The organism is Streptomyces sp. CB09001 (assembly GCF_003369795.1).
Taxonomy (GTDB): domain Bacteria; phylum Actinomycetota; class Actinomycetes; order Streptomycetales; family Streptomycetaceae; genus Streptomyces.
The window spans coordinates 7,108,965-7,127,862 of sequence record NZ_CP026730.1; the positions used below are offsets into that span (position 1 = coordinate 7,108,965).

At 72.6% G+C, this 18,898-nt stretch carries 18 protein-coding genes; 8 read left to right on the forward strand and 10 right to left on the reverse strand.

Annotation, left to right across the window (positions count from 1 at the left end):
• Positions 1 to 2: 2 nt before the first annotated feature.
• From treS to C4J65_RS32645, 3 genes are all read right to left on the reverse strand, one after another.
• On the reverse strand, positions 3 to 1,721 hold the full coding sequence (gene treS / locus C4J65_RS32635; protein WP_115745669.1) for a maltose alpha-D-glucosyltransferase: 1,719 nt from the start codon (positions 1,719 to 1,721) through the stop codon (positions 3 to 5).
• Complete coding sequence (locus tag C4J65_RS32640; protein ID WP_115745670.1) at positions 1,718 to 3,727, reverse strand: alpha-1,4-glucan--maltose-1-phosphate maltosyltransferase; 2,010 nt, start codon at positions 3,725 to 3,727, stop codon at positions 1,718 to 1,720. The genes treS and C4J65_RS32640 overlap by 4 nt, the downstream gene beginning before the upstream one ends.
• 62 nt (positions 3,728 to 3,789) lie before the next feature.
• On the reverse strand, positions 3,790 to 4,062 hold the full coding sequence (locus C4J65_RS32645; RefSeq protein WP_115745671.1) for a DUF5133 domain-containing protein: 273 nt from the start codon (positions 4,060 to 4,062) through the stop codon (positions 3,790 to 3,792).
• Positions 4,063 to 4,399: 337 nt separating this feature from the next.
• Between C4J65_RS32645 and C4J65_RS32650 the strand changes: the two genes are divergently transcribed.
• Both C4J65_RS32650 and glgX read left to right on the forward strand, forming a co-directional pair.
• On the forward strand, positions 4,400 to 4,915 hold the full coding sequence (locus C4J65_RS32650) for a pep a2 (protein WP_115745672.1): 516 nt from the start codon (positions 4,400 to 4,402) through the stop codon (positions 4,913 to 4,915).
• Positions 4,912 to 7,059, forward strand: a complete 2,148-nt coding sequence (gene glgX, locus C4J65_RS32655; RefSeq protein ID WP_115745673.1) for a glycogen debranching protein GlgX — start codon at positions 4,912 to 4,914, stop codon at positions 7,057 to 7,059. Before C4J65_RS32650 ends, glgX begins: the two co-directional genes overlap by 4 nt.
• A gap of 10 nt (positions 7,060 to 7,069) precedes the next feature.
• On the opposite strand, the gene C4J65_RS32660 is transcribed toward glgX, so the two are convergent.
• Positions 7,070 to 7,873: a VOC family protein gene (locus C4J65_RS32660; RefSeq protein WP_162833464.1), complete on the reverse strand. Its 804-nt coding sequence runs from the start codon at positions 7,871 to 7,873 to the stop codon at positions 7,070 to 7,072.
• A 176-nt stretch (positions 7,874 to 8,049) separates the two neighbouring features.
• On the opposite strand from C4J65_RS32660, the gene C4J65_RS32665 reads away from it, so the two are divergent.
• Positions 8,050 to 8,391, forward strand: coding sequence for an ANTAR domain-containing protein (locus C4J65_RS32665; RefSeq protein ID WP_115745674.1), 342 nt, complete (start codon positions 8,050 to 8,052; stop codon positions 8,389 to 8,391).
• Here the strand turns inward: C4J65_RS32665 and C4J65_RS32670 are convergent.
• The gene (locus C4J65_RS32670; protein WP_115746749.1) at positions 8,339 to 9,130 is read right to left on the reverse strand and encodes a SigB/SigF/SigG family RNA polymerase sigma factor; all 792 of its coding nucleotides are present in this window, start codon (positions 9,128 to 9,130) and stop codon (positions 8,339 to 8,341) included. The genes C4J65_RS32665 and C4J65_RS32670 overlap by 53 nt on opposite strands.
• A 303-nt stretch (positions 9,131 to 9,433) precedes the next feature.
• Between C4J65_RS32670 and C4J65_RS32675 the strand changes: the two genes are divergently transcribed.
• Entirely contained in the window at positions 9,434 to 9,958 is a 525-nt protein-coding gene (locus C4J65_RS32675; RefSeq protein WP_115745675.1) for a hypothetical protein, read from the forward strand.
• Positions 9,959 to 9,976: 18 nt separating this feature from the next.
• Here the strand turns inward: C4J65_RS32675 and hemC are convergent, their stop codons facing one another.
• The 4 genes from hemC to C4J65_RS32695 form a co-directional block, all read right to left on the reverse strand.
• Positions 9,977 to 10,912, reverse strand: a complete 936-nt coding sequence (gene hemC, locus C4J65_RS32680) for a hydroxymethylbilane synthase (protein WP_115745676.1) — start codon at positions 10,910 to 10,912, stop codon at positions 9,977 to 9,979.
• 76 nt (positions 10,913 to 10,988) lie between these two features.
• The gene (locus C4J65_RS32685; RefSeq protein WP_115745677.1) at positions 10,989 to 11,765 is read right to left on the reverse strand and encodes an NPP1 family protein; all 777 of its coding nucleotides are present in this window, start codon (positions 11,763 to 11,765) and stop codon (positions 10,989 to 10,991) included.
• Between the two features lie 141 nt (positions 11,766 to 11,906).
• Positions 11,907 to 12,887, reverse strand: a complete 981-nt coding sequence (locus tag C4J65_RS32690; protein ID WP_115745678.1) for an ATP-dependent DNA ligase — start codon at positions 12,885 to 12,887, stop codon at positions 11,907 to 11,909.
• Between the two features lie 96 nt (positions 12,888 to 12,983).
• The gene (locus tag C4J65_RS32695; RefSeq protein ID WP_115745679.1) at positions 12,984 to 14,438 is read right to left on the reverse strand and encodes an MFS transporter; all 1,455 of its coding nucleotides are present in this window, start codon (positions 14,436 to 14,438) and stop codon (positions 12,984 to 12,986) included.
• A 245-nt stretch (positions 14,439 to 14,683) separates the two neighbouring features.
• Between C4J65_RS32695 and C4J65_RS32700 the strand changes: the two genes are divergently transcribed.
• Positions 14,684 to 15,340, forward strand: a complete 657-nt coding sequence (locus C4J65_RS32700) for a TetR family transcriptional regulator (RefSeq protein ID WP_115746750.1) — start codon at positions 14,684 to 14,686, stop codon at positions 15,338 to 15,340.
• Between the two features lie 610 nt (positions 15,341 to 15,950).
• Here C4J65_RS32700 and C4J65_RS32705 read toward each other — a convergent pair.
• Complete coding sequence (locus C4J65_RS32705; protein ID WP_162833654.1) at positions 15,951 to 17,144, reverse strand: MFS transporter; 1,194 nt, start codon at positions 17,142 to 17,144, stop codon at positions 15,951 to 15,953.
• Positions 17,145 to 17,207: 63 nt separating this feature from the next.
• On the opposite strand from C4J65_RS32705, the gene C4J65_RS32710 reads away from it, so the two are divergent.
• From C4J65_RS32710 to C4J65_RS32720, 3 genes are read left to right on the forward strand one after another with little or no spacing between them, the layout of a single operon-like run.
• Positions 17,208 to 18,002, forward strand: a complete 795-nt coding sequence (locus C4J65_RS32710) for a helix-turn-helix transcriptional regulator (protein ID WP_115745681.1) — start codon at positions 17,208 to 17,210, stop codon at positions 18,000 to 18,002.
• 32 nt (positions 18,003 to 18,034) lie between these two features.
• Positions 18,035 to 18,415 carry a DoxX family protein gene (locus tag C4J65_RS32715; RefSeq protein ID WP_115745682.1) on the forward strand — a complete coding sequence of 127 codons (381 nt, stop codon included), beginning with the start codon at positions 18,035 to 18,037 and terminating at the stop codon, positions 18,413 to 18,415.
• Positions 18,412 to 18,879: a peroxiredoxin gene (locus C4J65_RS32720; protein WP_115745683.1), complete on the forward strand. Its 468-nt coding sequence runs from the start codon at positions 18,412 to 18,414 to the stop codon at positions 18,877 to 18,879. The genes C4J65_RS32715 and C4J65_RS32720 overlap by 4 nt, the downstream gene beginning before the upstream one ends.
• Positions 18,880 to 18,898 lie beyond the last annotated feature (19 nt).

Below are 18,898 nucleotides of genomic sequence, written 5' to 3' on the forward strand. Positions count from 1 at the left end.
GCTCAAGCGCGGCGGCCGATGCGGGATGCGACTCGGGTGAGCCGGAACCAGTAGAAGCCGTGGCCCCCGAGGGTCAGCAGGTACGGCAGTTCACCGATGGCGGGGAAGCGGACCCCGCCGAACAGCTCGACCGGATGGCGTCCGGCGAACTCGCGCAGGTCCAGCTCGGTGGGCTGGGCGAACCGCGCGAAGTTGTTCACGCACAGCACCAGGTCGTCCTCGTACTCGCGCAGGAAGGCCAGCACCGCCGGGTTGGAGGAGGGCAGCTCGGTGTAGGTGCCCAGGCCGAAGGCGGGATTCTGCTTGCGGATCTCGATCATGCGCCGGGTCCAGTGCAGCAGCGAGGAGGGCGAGGCCATCGAGGCCTCGACGTTCGTCACCTGGTAGCCGTGGACCGGGTCCATGATCGCGGGCAGGTAGAGGCGGCCCGGGTCACAGGTCGAGAAGCCGGCGTTGCGGTCGGGCGTCCACTGCATCGGGGTGCGCACGGCGTCGCGGTCGCCGAGCCAGATGTTGTCGCCCATGCCGATCTCGTCGCCGTAGTAGAGGATCGGGGATCCCGGAAGGGCGAGGAGCAGCGCCGTGAACAGCTCGATCTGGTCGCGGTCGTTGTCCAGCAGGGTGGCGAGCCGCCGGCGGATGCCGATGTTGGCGCGCATGCGCGGGTCCTTGGCGTACTCCGCGTACATGTAGTCGCGTTCCTCGTCGGTGACCATTTCCAGGGTCAGCTCGTCGTGGTTGCGCAGGAAGATGCCCCACTGGCAGCCGGACGGGATCGCGGGCGTCTTGGCGAGGATTTCCGAGACCGGGTAGCGGGACTCCCTTCTGACCGCCATGAAGATGCGGGGCATGACGGGGAAGTGGAAGGCCATGTGGCACTCGTCGCCGCCCGCGGCGTAGTCGCCGAAGTAGTCGACCACGTCCTCCGGCCACTGGTTGGCCTCGGCCAGCAGCACGGTGTCCGGGTACTGCGCGTCGATCTCGCGGCGCACCCGCTTGAGGAACGCGTGGGAGGCGGGCAGGTTCTCGCAGTTGGTGCCCTCTTCGGCGTACAGGTAGGGCACGGCGTCGAGACGGTAGCCGTCCACGCCCAGGTCCAGCCAGAACTTCAGGGCGGCGAGCATCTCCTCCTGCACGGCCGGGTTCTCGTAGTTGAGGTCCGGCTGGTGGGAGAAGAACCGGTGCCAGTAGTACTGGCCGCGGACCGGGTCGTAGGTCCAGTTGGACGCCTCGGTGTCGACGAAGATGATCCGGGCGTCGGCGTACCGGGTGTCGTCGTCGGCCCAGACGTAGTAGTCGCCGTACGGGCCGTCCGGGTTCTTGCGGGACTCCTGGAACCACGGGTGCTGGTCGCTGGTGTGGTTCATGACGAAGTCGATGATCACGCGGATGCCGCGCTGGTGGGCCGCGTCGACGAAGGCGACGAAGTCGGCGAGATCGCCGAACTCGGGCAGGACGGCGGTGTAGTCGGAGACGTCGTAGCCGCCGTCGCGCAGGGGCGACTTGAAGAAGGGCGGGAGCCACAGGCAGTCCACGCCCAGCCATTGCAGGTAGTCCAGCTTGGCGGTCAGGCCCTTGAGATCACCGACGCCGTCGCCGTTGCTGTCCTGGAAGGAGCGGACGAGGACCTCGTAGAAGACGGCTCGTTTGAACCAGTCCGGGTGCCGGTCCCCCGCGGGGGTGTCCTCGAAGGTGTCCGGCACGGGCTCGTTGACGGTCATGAGGCTCCTGACCCTCCGTTCTGCGGCGCGGCGGCAGCGGACGGACGCCGGACGTGGAAGACGTGGGCAGGAGCCCGGCCGGGCTCGAGCCGCACGTAGTTCGTCCGGCCCCAGTGGTAGGTCCGGCCGGTGAGTTCGTCGTGGACCGGCACGGAGGCGTGCCGGTCCAGGCCGAGCTGCGGCATGTCGAGCGAGATCGTGGCCTCCTGGGTGCGATGCGGATCGAGGTTGGCGACCACCAGGACGACGTCGTCTCCCACGCGCTTGCTGTACGCGATGAGCGCGTCGTTGTCGGTGTGGTGGAAGCGGAGGTTCCTGAGCCGGTGCAGCGCGGGGTGCTCGCGCCGGATGGTGTTGAGCTTGGTGATGAGGGGGGCGATGGTGGTGCCCTCGCGGGCGGCGGTGGTCCAGTCGCGGGGTTTGAGCTGGTACTTCTCGCTGTCGAGGTATTCCTCGCTGCCTTCGCGCAGGGGGGTGTTCTCGCAGAGTTCGTAGCCGCTGTAGATGCCCCAGGTGGGGGAGAGGGTGGCGGCGAGGACGGCGCGGACCTCGAAGGCGGGGCGGCCGCCGTGCTGGAGGTAGGCGTGCAGGATGTCGGGGGTGTTGGCGAAGAGGTTGGGCCGCATGTACGCCGCCGCCTCGCCGGACAGTTCCTCCAGGTACTCGGTGAGTTCCTGTTTGGTGTTGCGCCAGGTGAAGTAGGTGTAGGACTGCTGGAAGCCGATCTGGGCGAGGGCCGCCATCATCGCGGGGCGGGTGAAGGCCTCGGCGAGGAAGATGACGTCGGGGTCGGTGGTGTTGATGTCGGCGATGACGCGTTCCCAGAAGGCGACGGGTTTGGTGTGGGGGTTGTCGACGCGGAAGATGCGTACGCCGTGGTCCATCCAGTGGCGCAGGATCCGTACGGTCTCGGTGTGGAGTCCGTCGGGGTCGGTGTCGAAGGCGATGGGGTAGATGTCCTGGTATTTCTTGGGCGGGTTCTCGGCGTGGGCGATGGTGCCGTCGGGGCGGTGGTGGAACCACTCGGGGTGTTTGTGGACCCAGGGGTGGTCGGGGGAGCACTGGAGGGCGAAGTCGAGGGCGATCTCCAGGCCCAGTTTCCGGGCTTCGCGCACGAAGTGGTCGAAGTCGTCGAGGGTGCCGAGGGCGGGGTGGACGGTGTCGTGGCCGCCTTCGGGGGAGCCGATGGCCCAGGGGACGCCGACGTCGTCGGGGGTGGCGGAGAGGGTGTTGTTGCGGCCTTTGCGGTGGGTGGTGCCGATGGGGTGGACCGGGGGGAGGTAGACGACGTCGAAGCCCATGGCGGCGATGGCGGGCAGGCGGCGGGCGGCGGTGCGGAAGGTGCCGTGCGGGGTGTCGGGGGTGCCTTCGGAGCGGGGGAAGAACTCGTACCAGGCGCCGTAGAGGGCGCGTTCGCGTTCGACGAGCAGGGGCAGCGGGTCGGAGGAGGTGAGCAGGTCGCGCAGGGGGTGGCGGGCCAGGACCGCGTCCACCTGGGGCGTCAACGCCGCCGCCAGCCGGGTGGCCACGGGCAGCGCGTCGTCGAGCAGAGCGGTCGCGACGCTCAGCAGCACGTCCCGACCGGAGCCCTTCGGCACTCCCGCGGCGGCCCGCCGGTACAGCTCGGCCCCCTCCTCGAGCACGAGACCGGCGTCGATACCGGCCGGGACCTTGATCCGCGCGGTGTGCCGCCAGGTGGCGACGGGGTCGCTCCACGCCTCCACCCGGTACGTCCAGTTGCCCGGCGCGTCCGGGGTGACCTCGGCGCCCCAGCGGTCGGTGCCCGGGGCCAGCTCCCGCATCGGCGTCCAGGGTCCCGGCCGGCCCTCGGGATCCTTGAGCACGACGTTGGCGGCCACGGCGTCGTGCCCCTCCCGGAACACGGTGGCGGTGACCTCGAACGTCTCTCCCGTCACCGCCTTCGCCGGACGCCTGCCGTACTCCACCACCGGCTGGACATCCCGGACCGGGATACGTCCGATCCCCACGGTCGCGCTCATCCGCATCTCACCTCCGCCGTGCTCGTGGCCGGGCGCGGGGCCCGGCCGGTTGGGTTGGGCCGATCGGGTCAGGCCGCGCCGGAGGGGGCCTTGTGCCCCGCCGGCGCGAGCCGCTCCGGCTGTTCCTGCGCATGGGTGACCAGGTGCGTCCGCAGATACCGTTCGGCGGCGTCCGCCGCCTCGCGTGCGCACCGCTTCCCCATCAGCACGCAGAGGGTGTATCCGGAGTCCTCGAAGGTGGTCCGGACGGTGACGTCCGTCGGGGACGCCAGCATCGAGCGTTCCCAGGCGCGGTAATGCCGCAGCTGCCGGGCGACTTCGCTCTTCGCGGGGAGCAGCATGGCCGGTCACCTTCCGGACGGTCCGGTGGTACGGACGATCGGGTTCTGGACGATCGGGATCTGAGCGTTCGGGATCTCAGCGTTCGGGATCTGGACGATCGAGTTCTTCACACATGGTGCACGGGTGGTCACGCCCCGTCTTGTTGGATCTTCAACCGCTTTTCGTCGCCCGTTCCCGCCCGGATTCCGGCCCCGAACTGCTCGTGTTGCACGAATGGACTACCGCTCCCACTCTGGAGTGACTCAGAAGCGATCAGCGCTCACGCTTCGTGATCGGGGAGCCCGTCCCCCAAGGGACGAGGAGGAGCGAGAGCCTTCGCGGTGAGGAGCCACGACGATGAAGACCGCAGTGCCCTGCTACTACCACCTCGACGTGGAAGTGAGCCCGGAACGGGTCGGACAGGTCAGGCGCATCCTGGCCGCTCACCTCCGGTTCTGGAACCTGGAGAACCTCGTCGAACCCGTCTGCTCGGGCGCCGAGATGCTGCTGCTGGCGATCGACGAGCACGCGAGCGACAAGAACACGTCGATCGAGATGTGGTGGAACCACCAGCACCTCATCACGGCCGTAGGGGGCAACGACCAGGCGCTCCGTCCCGACCACGACCTGCGCACCTGTCTGCAGCACCTCGCCGCCAACAGTGACGGCTGGGGCTGCTGCGCCACCGACACCGGAGCCAAGGTCATCTGGTTCTCGCGCCGCGCCCGGGCCGGCGAACGCGTCCCGCTGGTGGCGACCGAGCCCGAGCCGATCACCCAGGAGGGGCTGGAAGTGCCGCGCGAGATCATGCCGGTGGCGCAGGCGGCCGGCTGGGCACGTACGGGCAGCGGCGTTCTGGAGGAGGCCCGGTGACCCGCGCCAGGCCGAACTGGAAGGGGTCGCCCGTGTGGAGCGGGCACCCCTACCCCCTGGGGGCCGCGTACGACGGGCAGGGCACCAACTTCGCCCTGTTCAGCGAGGTCGCCGAGCGGGTCGACCTCGTGCTCGTCGACGACGACGGCAACCACAGCACCATCCCGCTGCCCGACGTCGACGGCTTCGTCTGGCACTGCTACCTGCCCGGCGTCGGCCCGGGGCAGCGCTACGGCTACCGGGTCCACGGCCCGTGGGCCCCGGCCGTCGGCCACCGCTGCAACCCGGCGAAGCTGCTCCTCGACCCCTGCGCCCGCGCCGTGGACGGGCTGGTGGACAACCACGCCTCCCTCTTCGAGCGGGCCAGGGGCAAGGCCGACCCGGGCGACAGCGCCGGGCACACCATGCTCGGCGTGGTCACCGACCCGTTCTTCGACTGGGGCGACGACCGCCCGCCCCGGCGCCCGTACTCGGAGAGTGTCATCTACGAGGCCCACGTGCGCGGCCTCAGCCGCACCCACCCCGGCGTGCCCGAGGAACTGCGCGGCACCTACGCGGGCCTCGCCCACCCGGCGGTCGTGGAGCACCTGACCTCCCTCGGCGTGACCGCCGTGGAGCTCATGCCGGTGCACCAGTTCGTCCACGACGGCGTGCTCCAGGACCGCGGCCTGTCCAACTACTGGGGCTACAACACCATCGGCTTCTTCGCGCCGCACAACGGCTACGCCGCCCTGGGCACCCGCGGCCAGCAGGTCAGCGAGTTCAAGTCGATGGTCAAGACCCTGCACGAGGCCGGCCTCGAGGTGATCCTCGACGTGGTCTACAACCACACCGCCGAGGGCAACGAGAAGGGCCCCACCCTCTCCTTCCGCGGCATCGACAACGCCTCGTACTACCGCCTGGTGGACGGCGACTGGCAGCACTACTACGACACCACCGGCACCGGCAACAGCCTGCTGATGCGCCACCCCTATGTCCTCCAGCTCATCATGGACTCGCTGCGGTACTGGGTCACCGAGATGCACGTCGACGGCTTCCGCTTCGACCTCGCGGCCACCCTCGCCCGGCAGTTCCACGAGGTGGACCGGCTCTCCGCGTTCTTCGACCTGATCCAGCAGGACCCGGTGATCAGCCGGGTCAAGCTGATCGCCGAGCCCTGGGACGTCGGCGAGGGCGGCTACCAGGTGGGCAACTTCCCGCAGCTGTGGTCGGAGTGGAACGGCAAGTACCGCGACGCCGTACGGGACTTCTGGCGTGCGGGGGAGCACACCCTCGGCGAGTTCGCCTCCCGGTTGACCGGCTCCTCCGACCTGTACCAGCACAGCCGCCGCCGCCCTCGCGCCAGCGTCAACTTCGTCACCGCGCACGACGGCTTCACGCTGCGCGACCTCGTCTCGTACAACGACAAGCACAACGAGGCGAACGGCGAGGACAACCGGGACGGCGAGAGCCACAACCGGTCCTGGAACTGCGGCGTGGAGGGCGACACCAGGGACCCTGCCGTCCGGGAACTGCGCGGTCGCCAGCAGCGCAACTTCCTCGCCACGCTCCTGCTCTCCCAAGGCATCCCGATGCTCTGCCACGGCGACGAACTGGGCCGCACCCAGCGGGGCAACAACAACGCCTACTGCCAGGACAACGAGATCTCCTGGATCGACTGGCGACTCGGCGACGAGCAGCGCGCCCTGCTGGACTTCGTCCGGCGCCTGATCGCGCTGCGCGCCGACCACCCGGTGCTGCGCCGGCGCCGCTTCTTCCGCGGGGAGACCGTCACCCACGCCGACCAGCCGCTGCCGGACCTGGTGTGGCTGCTGCCCGACGCGCGGGAGATGACCGACGACGACTGGCAGCGCTCCGACGCGCACACCGTCGGGGTCTTCCTCAACGGCGACGCCATCGCCGAACCCGACCCCCGCGGCCGGCCCGTGGTCGACGACTCCTTCCTGCTGCTGCTCAACAGCCACTGGGAGCCGGCCGACTTCCGGCTGCCCGACGCCGGCTACGGCGAACGCTGGACGGCCCTGGTCGACACCGCCGACCCGGACGGCGTCCCCGACGAGGCCGAACACAAGGCGGGCACCCGGCTGACCGTCGAGCAGCGCAGTCTCGTGCTGCTCTCCCGGCCCTCCCGCACCGGCCGGTGAGCCGGTGAGATCAGCTGCCGAGGCGGCGCGCGGTCACCGTGAACTGCGCGCCGTCGGCGTCCCGGAGCACCGCCTCGTCCGGGCTCAGCGAGAGCACGCTGCCGCCGTGCCGCTCCGCGGTACGGGCGCAGGCCGTGACGTCCTCGACCGCGAAGTGGACCTGCCAGTGCGGCCGGACGGCCGGGTCCGGAGCCGCTCCCAGCGCTCCCGACTCGATGCGGGCCACGACCTCGCCCTCGTGGCGCAGGACCACCTCGTCACCCTCGTACCGGACCTCGCAGCAGCCCTGCCCCGACGCCCACTCGAAGATCTCGCCGTAGAAGATCGCGGCGTCGAAGGCGTCACGGGTGTGCAGCCGGATGAAGGCGGGGCGCTTGGTGCGCCAGGCGTCCCAGTCCGCGAACAGCTCGCCCTCCCAGATGCCGAACGTCGCGCCGTCCCGGTCGGCGAGCAGGGCCGCCCGCCCCGGCGGCAGGGAGATCGGCCCGACCGCGGCGGTGCCGCCGCGCTCCTGCACGCGCGACACGGCCTCGTCGGCACTGCGCACGGCGAAGTACGGCGTCCACGCCACCGCCATCTGCCACATGGCGGCGACGGCGGCGATCCCGGCCACCGGCACCCCGTCGGCCAGGGCCATCCGGAAGGGTTCGCCCAGCCGGGCGGGCCGCCACCGCCAGCCCAGCACCGCCGAGTAGAACTCCTCGGTGGCCTTCAGATCACGGCTGGTGAGGCTCACCCAGCAGGGTGCCCCGTACACGGAGTGCGTGGACAGGAGACTTTCCCCACGGGTGGAGGAGGTCGTGTCGTGGTTCATGGCAGTCGTGTCCTGGTCTCGTCCACCGGCAGCCACCGGCTCCACACCAGTGTCCGGCCGGGAGTGCGGCGGGCGCCTGGCGAGTACCCCGCAGGTGGCGCCGAAACGGTGGCGCGCCCGCCCCGGACGGCCCAGTGGCGCGGCAGCGCGGGGCCGGCCGGGACGGAGGCCCGGAGATGACCGTGCCCCCCAGCGACGTGGACCAGATCTTCCGGCTGCAGGAGGAGGTCCGGCAGCTCAAGGAGGCGGTCGTCTCGCACGCCGTCGTCGACCAGGCCATCGGGGTGGTCATCGCCCTCGGCGGGGTGACGCCGGACGAGGGGTGGATCGTCCTGAAGGAAATTTCCCAGCATACGAACATCAAACTCCGCAATGTGGCGGAAGCGATACTCATCTGGGGGCGCGCCGGAGTGATACCGACGGAGATCCTGGCCGCCCTGGAGGACCGCCTGGGGCGGCCCGGGCTCAGCGGGCCTCCGCCAGGATCTCCTCGCGTATCCGGTCGAAGCAGCCGGTGAGCAGCCGGGAGACGTGCATCTGGGAGATGCCGAGCTGCTGGGCGATGCGGCTCTGCGTCATCCCGCCGAAGAAGCGCAGGTAGAGGATGGTGCGTTCGCGCTCGGGCAGCGCCTCCAGACAGGGCCGGACGGCCACCCGGTCCACCACCGCGTCGAAGGCGGGATCGGGGCCGCCCAGCGCGTCGCCGAGGGCGTACCCGTCGGTGCCGGGCATCTCCGCCTCCAGCGACAGGGCCGAGAAGCACTCCAGGGCCTCCATGCCGGTGCGTACCTCGACGGTGGTCAGCTGCGCGTGCTCGGCGATCTCCTCGACGGTCGGGGCGCGCCCCGGCGTGGTCTGCGCCAGCTCCTTCGCCGATCTGCGGACCCGGTTGCGCAGGTCCTGGATCCGGCGCGGCACGTGCAGCGTCCACATGTGGTCGCGGAAGTGCCGTTTGATCTCGCCGGTCACGGTCGGCACGGCGTACGCCTCGAAGGCGTGGCCGCGTTCCGGGTCGTAGTGGTCGACGGCCTTGACCAGGCCGAGGGCCGCCACCTGATAGAGATCCTCCAGGTTCTCGCCGCGGCCCCGGAAGCGGACGGCGATCCGCTCCGCCATGGGCAGCCAGACCCGGATCAGTTCGTCCCGCAGCGCCTTGCGCTCCGGTCCCTCGGGCAGCCCGGCGAGCCGTTCGAACGCCGCGGCCGTGTCGGGGGCGTCGTCGTGCGGGTGGGGCTGGGTTCTGCCGGCGACACGCATCACGCGCACCTCCCTCAGCAGGGGTGCTGGCAAGTCCTCGTATATATGGATACTGAGCGCGAATCCCCCGAACGGCCACTCGAACGGCTGCGTACCGGTGACCGGTGCGGCCGCCCCGTCGCGGGACGTGATGTGCGGCACGCTCCCGGTGATCGCGCGGACCGGCGCCGGCGGATCGTCCCTGGGCAGCGCTTGATCGCCGATCAAAAGGGACGAAGCCCCTGGCCACAGCGCATTCCGCTCATTTGACAGTGCGCTGAGCGTACGGATAGGAAGCAGCGTCGAGAGGTCGAGAGGGGCACCGTGTACGAGCCGAACGTGGTCGGGGACTGGCAGGAGTACGACGAGCACGCCGGCCTGCGGGTCCGCGTCCACCGTCTTGAGCCGGCCGAGCCGCCCCGTGGCCGCGACGACGCCGCCGAGGGGCTGACGTACTTCCGGGTCCGGGTGACCGTCGAGAACCGGGGCGGGCGGCACCTCGGCATCCATCTGGAGGACGGCCAGATCGACGTGCGGATCGGCCCCGACGGGGAGAGCGCCTTCCTCGACTGGCGCAACTCCCAGTTCATCGAGGGCTTCGACGTCTACCCGCTGCGCCGGGCCACCGCAGTGCTCTACGCGGCCGGGCCGGAGGCGAGCCTGAGCCAGGTCGACGTCCAGGTGCAGCTGAGGGTGGACGAGGAGTGGGCCGACCGCCGGCTGTGGAGCGGTGCTCTCGGCCTGCCCGACGGCGCCGGCGCCGCCCCGTGCGGCGGGGTGCGGGAGGACGGCCTCGTACACCAGGTGAGCGCGTTCCTGCGGGGCCAGTCGGAGGAGGGCTCCGCCTGACCCGCCGGGCGGCCGCCCTCAGTGCGCGATGCCGTCGATGATCTCCCGGGCGCCCTGCCGCAGCAGGGCCACCGCCACCGACGTGCCCAAGGTCGCCGGATCCAGGCGGCCGGCCCACTCGTGCGCGTTCAGCCGGACCTTGCCGTCGGGGGTGAACACGCAGGCCCGCAGCGAGAGTTCACCGCTGCGGTCCACGTGCGCGTGTCCGGCGATCGGGCTGTTGCAGTGCCCCTGCAGGACGTGCAGGAACATGCGCTCCGCCGTCGCCTCCCGGTGCGTGCGCGGGTCGCCGAGGGCGCTGACCGCCTCGATCAGCGCACCGTCGCCCTCGCGGCACTGCAGGGCGAGGATGCCCGCGCCGATCGGCGGCATCATCGTCTCGGGGGAGAGGACCTCGCTGATCACGTCGGCCCGGCCGATGCGCTCCAGTCCGGAGACGGCGAGCAGCAGCGCGTCCGCCTCGCCCGCGGCGAGCTTCGCCAGCCGCCGGTTGGCGTTGCCGCGGAAGGGAACGCACCGCAGGTGCGGGTGGGTGGCGGCCAGCTGCGCGACACGGCGCACGGAGGACGTGCCGACGCGCGTCCCGTCCGGCAGCTCGTCCAGGGTGAGCCCGCCCGGGTGGACGAGCGCGTCGCGCACGTCGTCCCGCTTCAGGAACGCGGCGAAGACCGTACCGGCGGGCAGCGGCCGGTCGGCCGGCACGTCCTTGACGCAGTGCACCGCGAGATCGGCCTCGCCCGACAGCAGGGCGGCGTCGACCTCCTTGGTGAACGCGCCCTTGCCCTCCACCTGGGACAGGTCCCCGAGCCACTTGTCGCCGGTGGTCCGCACCGGTACGACCTCGGTGCGGACGCCGGGGTGGAGGGCGGTCAACTCGGCCCGGACGCGCTCGACCTGAGCCAGCGCCATGGGGGAGTCGCGGGAGACGATGCGGATGAGCTCGGGGGCGGACATGCGGACACGATAGTGCTCCGGGGGAGCCCGGACCGACCGCTTCGCCCGACCGGCCCACTGTCCGCCCCCGGCAGGGTCAGGCGTTCGGGTCGAAGGGAATGCCGGCGGGCTTGGCGGCGGCCAGGTGGGAGGCGAAGCTCCCGTCCTTGAGGCCGAAGTTGGCGCTGCCGAAGTCGTAGGCGCTCAGCTTGTCGCGCAGGCCCGCCGGATAGCCGTTCCAGCCCACCAGGGCCGGGTACTGCCAGGCGCCCTCGTGGTTCTCCGGCGGCTCGTCGCCCGAGGTCGCCAGGCGGAAGCAGTGGGTGCTGATGCCGTCCTTGTGGTAGACGATCTTCGGGTGGGTGCCGTCGAAGCGGACGGCGGAGCGCTCGTGCACGCTGAACGAACCGTGGTTGGACGTCGACACGTACTGCACGGCGGTGTCCTTCACCCACACCACCACGTGCTCCCAGTCGTGCCGGTGGCCGCCCAGGCTCGTCCCGGGCAGCGCCTGGTCCTTCTCGAAGTAGAGGCCGTACATGTAGGCGCACCAGTCGCCGTCGCACTTGGCGCGCGCGTAGCCGTTGGTGTTGTCCAGGTCGGAGGCGTCCCGGCAGTTGCCGTTGAGCGCGCCGGTCGGGTTCAGTCCGCCGTTGACCGCTCCGTCGGCGCCGATGGCCGGTGTGGGATAGCAGCCGTCGGTGTCGTAGTCGTAGGCGGGCTGGTACATCCGCTCCAGGCCGTCGGCGTTGCCGGGCAGCCCCGGGGGCGGGGCGGCGAAGGCGGTGGCGGGAAAGGCGACGACGAGGGCGAGGGCACCGAGCGGCACGGTGAGCCATCTCCGGCGGGGCGTCGCGGTGGTACGCGGGGACATCGCGTCCTCCTCGGGCTGGCGCAGCCCAACGGCTGTGGGGGGAAGGGGAGTTCAGGGTGCCCCCTTTTCACTCCCGCGCCAAGGGCGCACGGGCGTCACCGCGGTGAAGGATGGCCCAACACCTGACCCGGACTCACCCGCTCACACCAGGTCGTCCGGAAGGTCCGCGGCCGACTCCTCGGGCGCCAGGTCCGGGCGGAGCCGGAGCCAGGACGGCTGGCGGAGCATGCCCTCCCGGGTGCGGGTGCTGTAGCGGACCTCGCCGACCAGCCGGGGCACGACCCAGCGCGCCCCCGGAACCCGCGGCACCGGGTCGAAGGGGCAGACGTCACTCGCGGCGGCCGCCAGCAGCGCGGCCAGCTCGGTGCGCTCGCCCGCGCTCCAGCCGGTGCCGACCCCGCCGACGTAGCGCAGCCGGCCCGCGGCGCGCTGGCCGACCAGGACGGCCCCGGGGAGGCCGCCGAGCCGCCCCTTGCCGGGCAGCCAGCCGCCGACCACGACGTCCTCGCTGCGCATGTTGCGGATCTTGATCCAGGCCCGGGAGCGGACCCCGGGCTCGTACACCGAGTCCAGCCGCTTGCACACCAGCCCCTCCAGACCGTGCTCGCGAGTGGCCCGCAGGGCCTGTGCGCCGTGCCCGACCAGCGCGGCCGGGGTCGACCACGACGGCCCGTTCAGCCCGAGGTCCGTGAGCAGCTCACGGCGGCCGGTGTAGGGCAGGCGCAGCAGGGAGCGGCCCGCCAGGTGCAGGGCGTCGAACAGCACCAGGTGGACGGGAACCTTCGCCGCCCGGTGCGCCGCCCGGACCGGGGTGTGCGCGAGGCCCATCCGGGACTGGAGCAACTGGAAGTCGGCACGGCCCTGTTCGTCCAGCGCCAGCACTTCCCCGTCCAGCACGGCGGGGGTCCGGCCGAGCGCGGTGGCGAGCGGCGCCAGCTCCGGATAGGCGGGGGTGATGTCCTGGCCGGAGCGGGCACGCAGCAGGACGCTCCCGTCGCCGGGCAGGTAGACCACCACGCGCTGCCCGTCCTGCTTGGTCTCGTAGGCCCAGCGCGCGTCCTGCCCGGCGGGCGGCAGGGCGCCGGGGGTGGCGAGCATCGGGGGGATCGACGGCAGCTCCACGGGTCAGTACTCGACCCGCCGGGGCGCCGTCACGCGCGTTGCCCGTCAGGTTCGCCTGAACGGCGCCGGTCCCGGGCGGGACCGGCGCCGGCGCCGTCAGCGCACGGAGGCGGGCTCCGACGCGACACCGTCGGCCGGAGCCGGACCCGCCGGGGGGCCGGCCTGGCGGTGCCGGGGGATGAAGGACGCGAGGACGGTGGCCAGCAGGGCCGCGCCCGCGCCGATGGCCATGACCACCTTGAACGCGTTCTCGGACGGCAGGGCGAAGCCGCCGAGGTCGATGGTCATCTGGGCCAGGATCACACCGGCGATGGCGCTGGCGACCGACGTGCCCAGGGACCGCATGAGGGTGTTGAGGCTGTTCGCGGAGGCCGTCTCGCTCGGCGGCACCGCGCCCATGATCAGCGACGGCATGGCTCCGTAGGCGAAGCCGATGCCCGCGCTGATGACGCAGGAGACCAGGACCAGGTGCCAGACCTCGGCCATCAGCACGATGTTCAGGCCGTAGCCGGCCGCCACGATCAGGGCGCCGATCATCAGCGTCACCTTCGGGCCCCTGGACCCCGAGACCTTCGCGGAGACCGGGGCGAACGCCATCATCACCAGGCCGGACGGCGCCATCACCAGGCCCGTGGTCAGCAGGGAGCGGCCGAGTCCGTAACCGGTGGCCTCGGGCAACTGAAGCAGCTGCGGAAGGACGAGGGACATCGCGAACATCGAGAAGCCGATGGCGACGGACGCCAGGTTGGTGAAGAGCACCTGGCGGCGGGCGGTGGTGCGCAGGTCCACCAGGGGCTCCGGGGTGTGCAGCTCCCACCGGCCCCAGGCCAGCAGGATCACCACGGCCGCCGCGAACAGGCCCAGGGTGGTGCCCGAGGACCAGCCCCAGTCGCCGCCCTTGGAGATGGCCAGCAGCAGGCTCGCGAGACCGGCGGCCATGCCGAGGCCGCCGGGCAGGTCGAAGCGGCCGCCGGTACGCACGGCCGACTCCGGCACCAACGAGAGCACGAGCACCAGGGACACCACTCCGAGCGCGCCCGAGAGCCAGAACAGCATGTGCCAGTCGAGCTTGTCCGCGATCAGCGCGGCGGCCGGCAGGCCGAGCGCGCCGCCGACTCCGAGGGAGGCGCTCATCACCGCGGTGGCACCGGCCAGCCGCTCGACCGGAAGCTCGTCGCGCATGATGCTGATGCCGAGCGGGATCACGGCGGCGGACAGGCCCTGCAGGGCGCGGCCGGCGACCATCGGGACCAGCGCGTCGCTCAGCGCGCAGACCGCGGAACCGGCGATCAGCAGCACCAGGCTGAGCAGCAGCATCCGCCGCTTGCCGAACATGTCGCCGAGCCGGCCGACGACCGGGGTGGCCACCGCGGAGGCGAGCAGCGTGGCGGTCACCGCCCAGGCCGCGTCCGAGGCCGACGCGTCCAGGAGCTTCGGCAGCTCCGGGATGATCGGGATGACCAGGGTCTGCATCAGCGCGACGACGATCCCGGCCAGGGCCAGTACCGCCACCACGGCGTTCGGCCGTGGTGAGGCGGGGGAAGCGGGCATGGAAGAGCCTTTCGGGCGATGCGTCTTGCGACGGGTGGGAGAAACCGGAACGCGAACCTTTAAGTCAGTCGCTTGAAGTATCCTACGGGGTGTGAGGGGCGAACGCCCGTCCGGGCCGGACGGCGATGCCTCGCCGCCGCGCCGTAGGCTTTCGCGAGAACCCGCCGTACGTCGGCGGACCTGCGACGACTCGAGGGACTGGTCGTCGCGGGCGGTACGGAGAAAGTCCCGGCGCGGTGGTGATCATGGCGGGCAGGGCGGTCCGGACGGAACAGGTCAGCGCGACCCGGCAGCTGATCCTGACCACCGCTGAGCGGCTGTTCGCCGAGCACGGGGTGTACGCGGTCTCCAACCGCCAGGTCAGCGAGGCCGCAGGGCAGGGCAACAACGCGGCGGTCGGCTACCACTTCGGCACCAAGGCGGACCTCGTCCGGGCCATCGCGCAGCGCCACTCGGAGCGGGTCGAGGAGCTGCGCGCCCGGCAGCTCGCCGCCCTCGGCGACTCGCCCGACCTGCGCGACTGGGTGGACTGCCTGGTCCGTCCACAGTTCGACCACCTGGCGGCGCTGGGCAGTCCCACCTGGTACGCGCGGTTCTGCGCCCAGGTCATGACCGACCCGGCGCTGCGGCAGATCATGACCGAGGAGTCCCGGGCATCCGCCTCCCTGCGGGCCATCATCGTGGGGCGCAACCGGTGCATGCCCGCGCTGCCGGACGAGGTCCGTGCGGAGCGCGGCGACATGGCCCGTCACCTCATCGTGCACACGGCGGAGGAGCGCGAGCGGGCCCTGGCCGAGAACCGTCCGACCCCGCGCGCCAGCTGGCAGGACGCGGCCGACGGCCTCGTCGACGCGATCGTGGGCATGTGGCTGGCGCCCGTCACGCCCCGGGGCGCGGAGTGACGGGCGCCGGAAGGTGAAGGGGCGCGGTGGGCGGGAGAGGCGGATCCGGGTCACGGCGTCCTCGGCGCAGGCCCCCGACTCGTCGGCCACGCGGGCGACGCCGTCGGCGATCTCCGCGTGCCCGGGGTCGGCGCCGGTGTCCACGGTCTCCGCCCCGGCGCCCCGGCGCGGGTCGTCGACCCGGGCGACGGCGTCGTCGGTGCGGCTGCCGACGAGGACGTCCCCGGAGCGCTCGCGCGTAGGCCGGCGCGCCCGGCGCCCGGGCCGCCGATGCTCACGGCCCGCGCACGCCGGTGTCGCGTGCCGGCGGTGACCCGACGGCGGGTGGGGTCGGGGGCGTGGCCGGTTCGCGCAGGCGGCACAGGAGCAGCCTGCCCACGGCGGGCAGTGCGACCAGCGGCAGCAGGGCCGTCCGCGGCCCCGGCGCCGGGGCCGCCGATGCTCACGGCCCGCGCACGCCGGTGTCGCGTGCCGGCGGTGACCCGACGGCGGGTGGGGCCGGGGGCGTGGCCGGTTCGCGCAGGCGGCACAGGAGCAGCCGGCCCACGGCGGGCAGTGCGACCAGCGGCAGCAGGGCCGTTCGCGGCCCCGGCGCCGGGGCCGCCGATGCTCACGGCCCGCGCACGCCGGTGTCGCGTGCCGGCGGTGACCCGACGGCGGGTGGGGCCGGGGGCGTGGCCGGTTCGCGCAGGCGGCACAGGAGCAGCCTGCCCACGGCGGGCAGTGCGACCAGCGGCAGCAGGGCCGTCCGCAGCGAGGACGCGTCGGCCAGCGCGCCCAGCGCCGGGGCGGCGAGGCCGCCGACGCTCACCGCCAGTCCCAGCGTCACCCCGCTCGCCGTCCCCACCCGGCGCGGCAGGTAGTCCTGGCCCAGCGTGATGTGCAGGGAGAACGGCACGTACAGCCCCGCCGACGTCAGGGCGACGAACAGGTACACCGCGGGACCCGGCACGAGGACGACCCCGGCCACCGCGAAGACCGTCAGGACGTACGACCGCCGCACCACCTTCAGCCGCCCGTACCGGTCGGCGAGCCGGCCCCCGGCGACGGTGCCCACCGCGCCGCCCAGATAGAGCACGAACAGCGCCGCCGTCCCCGCCGCGCTGCCGCCGTCCACCCGCTCCCGCACGTACAGCGCCACGAACGTGCTCAGGCCGACGAAGACGACGGAACGGCACACGACGGCGCCGGTGAGCCGCAGGAAGGACGCCCAGTCGTCGGCCCCCGCCGCCACCGCAGTACGGCCGCCCGCCGTGCGGGCCGCCCCGGCCGAACGCACCGCCGCCCCGCACAGCACGGCCCCCGCCACCGCGGGCAGCGCCAGCAGCCAGGACGCACCGAGCCCGCCGCCGCCGACGACGGCCCACACCAGCGGCGGTGCCAGCGCGAAGCCGACGTTGCCGCCCAGGGAGAACCACCCCATCGCCGTATGGCTGCCCTGTGCGGCGTCCCGCGCCGCCCGTGCCGCCTCCGGGTGGTACGCGGCGATCCCCACACCGCCCGCCGCGACGGCCGCGAGGGTGAGCGGGTAGGAGTCGGTCACGCCGCCGAGGGCGACGCCCGCCCCGGCGGTCAGCGTGCTCAGCGGCAGCAGCCACGGCAGCGCCCGCCGGTCGGTGAGCGCCCCGAACAGCGGCTGCACCAGCGACGACAGCAGCGAGGCGGCGAGGACGACGCCCGAGGCGGCGGCGTAGCCGTACGCCCGCTCGGCGACGAAGTACGGCACCAGGGCGGCCACGGTGCCCTGGTAGACGTCGACGCAGGCGTGGCCGAAGGACAGCAGGACGATGGGCCGGTCGCGCATGAGGGTCACCCGTCGATCGTCACGCGCACCGGGCCTGGCCCGCTTTCGATAATCTGCCGACCTATGCCGAACATCCGCCAGCCGAACATCCGCCACACCCCGGTCGCCCCGACCCGCGCCCAGCGGCTGGCCGCCGGGCAGCGGATCGACGCACACCGGCACGACGAGCACCAGATCATCCACGCCGGGTCCGGGGTCGTGGCCGTCAGTACCGAGGCGGGAACCTGGTTCGCGCCGGGGACACGGGCCATCTGGATCCCGGCCGGCACCGTGCACTCCCACCGCGCCCACGGCCGCCTCGACCTGCACCTGATCGGCCTGCCCGCCGACGCCAACCCGCTCGGCCTGGACAGCCCCGTCGTCCTCGCCGTCGGCCCCCTGCTGCGGGAGCTGATCGTCGCCTACACCGTCGACCCCCGGGACACGAGCCCGGAACGCGGCCGCCTCCTGGCCGTGCTGTGCGACCAGTTGCGCGCCTCGCCGCAGCAGCCGCTGAGCCTTCCCACCCCCAGGGACCCCCGGCTGGCCGAAGTCTGCGCGCTGGTGCACGCCGATCCCGCGGACACCCGCACCCTCGCGGCCCTCGGCGCCGCCACCGGCACCGCGGAACGCACCCTCAGCCGGCTCTTCCGTCGCGAGTTCGGTATGACCTTCCCCCAATGGCGCACCCAGTCCCGCCTCTACCACGCCCTGCGCATGCTCGCCGACGACCTGCCCGTCACCACCGTCGCGCACCGCTGCGGCTGGTCCTCCGCCAGCGCGTTCATCGAGGTCTTCCGGCGTGCCTTCGGGTGCACGCCAGGGACCCACAACCGCCGGGCACGAACCGTCCACCAGCCGGTCCTTACCGTCGAGTAATATCGCGCGGCAGGCCCCCCTGAGGAGGAACCGTGTCACGGTCCGAACGCTCACCCCTGCTGCTCGCCGGCCTGCTGGCCACCGCGGGCGCCGCCCATTTCGCCCGGCCCCGACCCTTCGACGCCACCGTGCCACGCTCCCTGCCGGGCACCCCCCGGGCCTGGACGTACGCGAGCGGCGTCGCCGAACTCGCTCTGGCCGCCGGGCTCGCCGTGCCGCGCACCCGCAGGGCCGCCGCGCTGGGTGCCGCGGCCTTCTTCGTCGGGGTGTTCCCCGCCAACGTCAAGATGGCCTGGGACTGGCGGCACCACCCCGCCCCGCGGCAGGCCGCCGCCCTCGGACGGCTGCCCGTGCAGGTGCCGCTCGTGCTGTGGGCCCGCGCCGTCGCCCAGAGCAGCGGGAGCCGGTCATGAGCGCGCTGCCCGCCGTGGGCGACACCGTCGAGGACTTCACGCTGCCGGACGAGACCGGCACCCCCCGCCGCCTGTCCGAACTGCTCGCCGACGGCCCGGTCGTCCTCTTCTTCTACCCCGCCGCCCTGACCACCGGCTGCACCGCGGAGGCCTGCCACTTCCGCGACCTCGCCGCCGAGTTCGCCGCGGTCGGCGCCCGGCCCGTCGGCGTCAGCGGCGACCCCGTCGAACGCCAGCAGGAGTTCGCCGGGCGCCACACCCTGGGCATGCCGCTGCTGTCCGACACCGACGGCGCGGTGCGCGAGCGGTTCGGGGTGAAGCGGGGCTTCAGCCTGGCTCCCACCAAGCGGGTCACCTTCGTCATCGGGCAGGACCGCACCCTGCTGGAGGTCGTCCGCAGCGAGCTCAGGATGAACGCGCACGCCGACCGCGCCCTCGCCGCGCTCAGCGGTGACCGACAGTGACGGGACCACCGGCAGCCCG

Excerpts from the sequence above, each read along its gene's own strand:
- treS (WP_115745669.1), bottom strand. The coding sequence starts at position 1,721 with ATGACCGTCAACGAGCCCGTGCCGGACACCTTCGAGGACACCCCCGCG.
- C4J65_RS32640 (WP_115745670.1), bottom strand. The coding sequence starts at position 3,727 with ATGCGGATGAGCGCGACCGTGGGGATCGGACGTATCCCGGTCCGGGAT.
- C4J65_RS32645 (WP_115745671.1), bottom strand. The coding sequence starts at position 4,062 with ATGCTGCTCCCCGCGAAGAGCGAAGTCGCCCGGCAGCTGCGGCATTAC.
- C4J65_RS32650 (WP_115745672.1), top strand. The coding sequence starts at position 4,400 with ATGAAGACCGCAGTGCCCTGCTACTACCACCTCGACGTGGAAGTGAGC.
- C4J65_RS32660 (WP_162833464.1), bottom strand. The coding sequence starts at position 7,873 with ATGAACCACGACACGACCTCCTCCACCCGTGGGGAAAGTCTCCTGTCC.
- C4J65_RS32665 (WP_115745674.1), top strand. The coding sequence starts at position 8,050 with ATGACCGTGCCCCCCAGCGACGTGGACCAGATCTTCCGGCTGCAGGAG.
- C4J65_RS32670 (WP_115746749.1), bottom strand. The coding sequence starts at position 9,130 with ATGCGTGTCGCCGGCAGAACCCAGCCCCACCCGCACGACGACGCCCCC.
- hemC (WP_115745676.1), bottom strand. The coding sequence starts at position 10,912 with ATGTCCGCCCCCGAGCTCATCCGCATCGTCTCCCGCGACTCCCCCATG.
- C4J65_RS32685 (WP_115745677.1), bottom strand. The coding sequence starts at position 11,765 with ATGTCCCCGCGTACCACCGCGACGCCCCGCCGGAGATGGCTCACCGTG.
- C4J65_RS32695 (WP_115745679.1), bottom strand. The coding sequence starts at position 14,438 with ATGCCCGCTTCCCCCGCCTCACCACGGCCGAACGCCGTGGTGGCGGTA.
- C4J65_RS32700 (WP_115746750.1), top strand. The coding sequence starts at position 14,684 with ATGGCGGGCAGGGCGGTCCGGACGGAACAGGTCAGCGCGACCCGGCAG.
- C4J65_RS32705 (WP_162833654.1), bottom strand. The coding sequence starts at position 17,144 with ATGCGCGACCGGCCCATCGTCCTGCTGTCCTTCGGCCACGCCTGCGTC.
- C4J65_RS32710 (WP_115745681.1), top strand. The coding sequence starts at position 17,208 with ATGCCGAACATCCGCCAGCCGAACATCCGCCACACCCCGGTCGCCCCG.
- C4J65_RS32720 (WP_115745683.1), top strand. The coding sequence starts at position 18,412 with ATGAGCGCGCTGCCCGCCGTGGGCGACACCGTCGAGGACTTCACGCTG.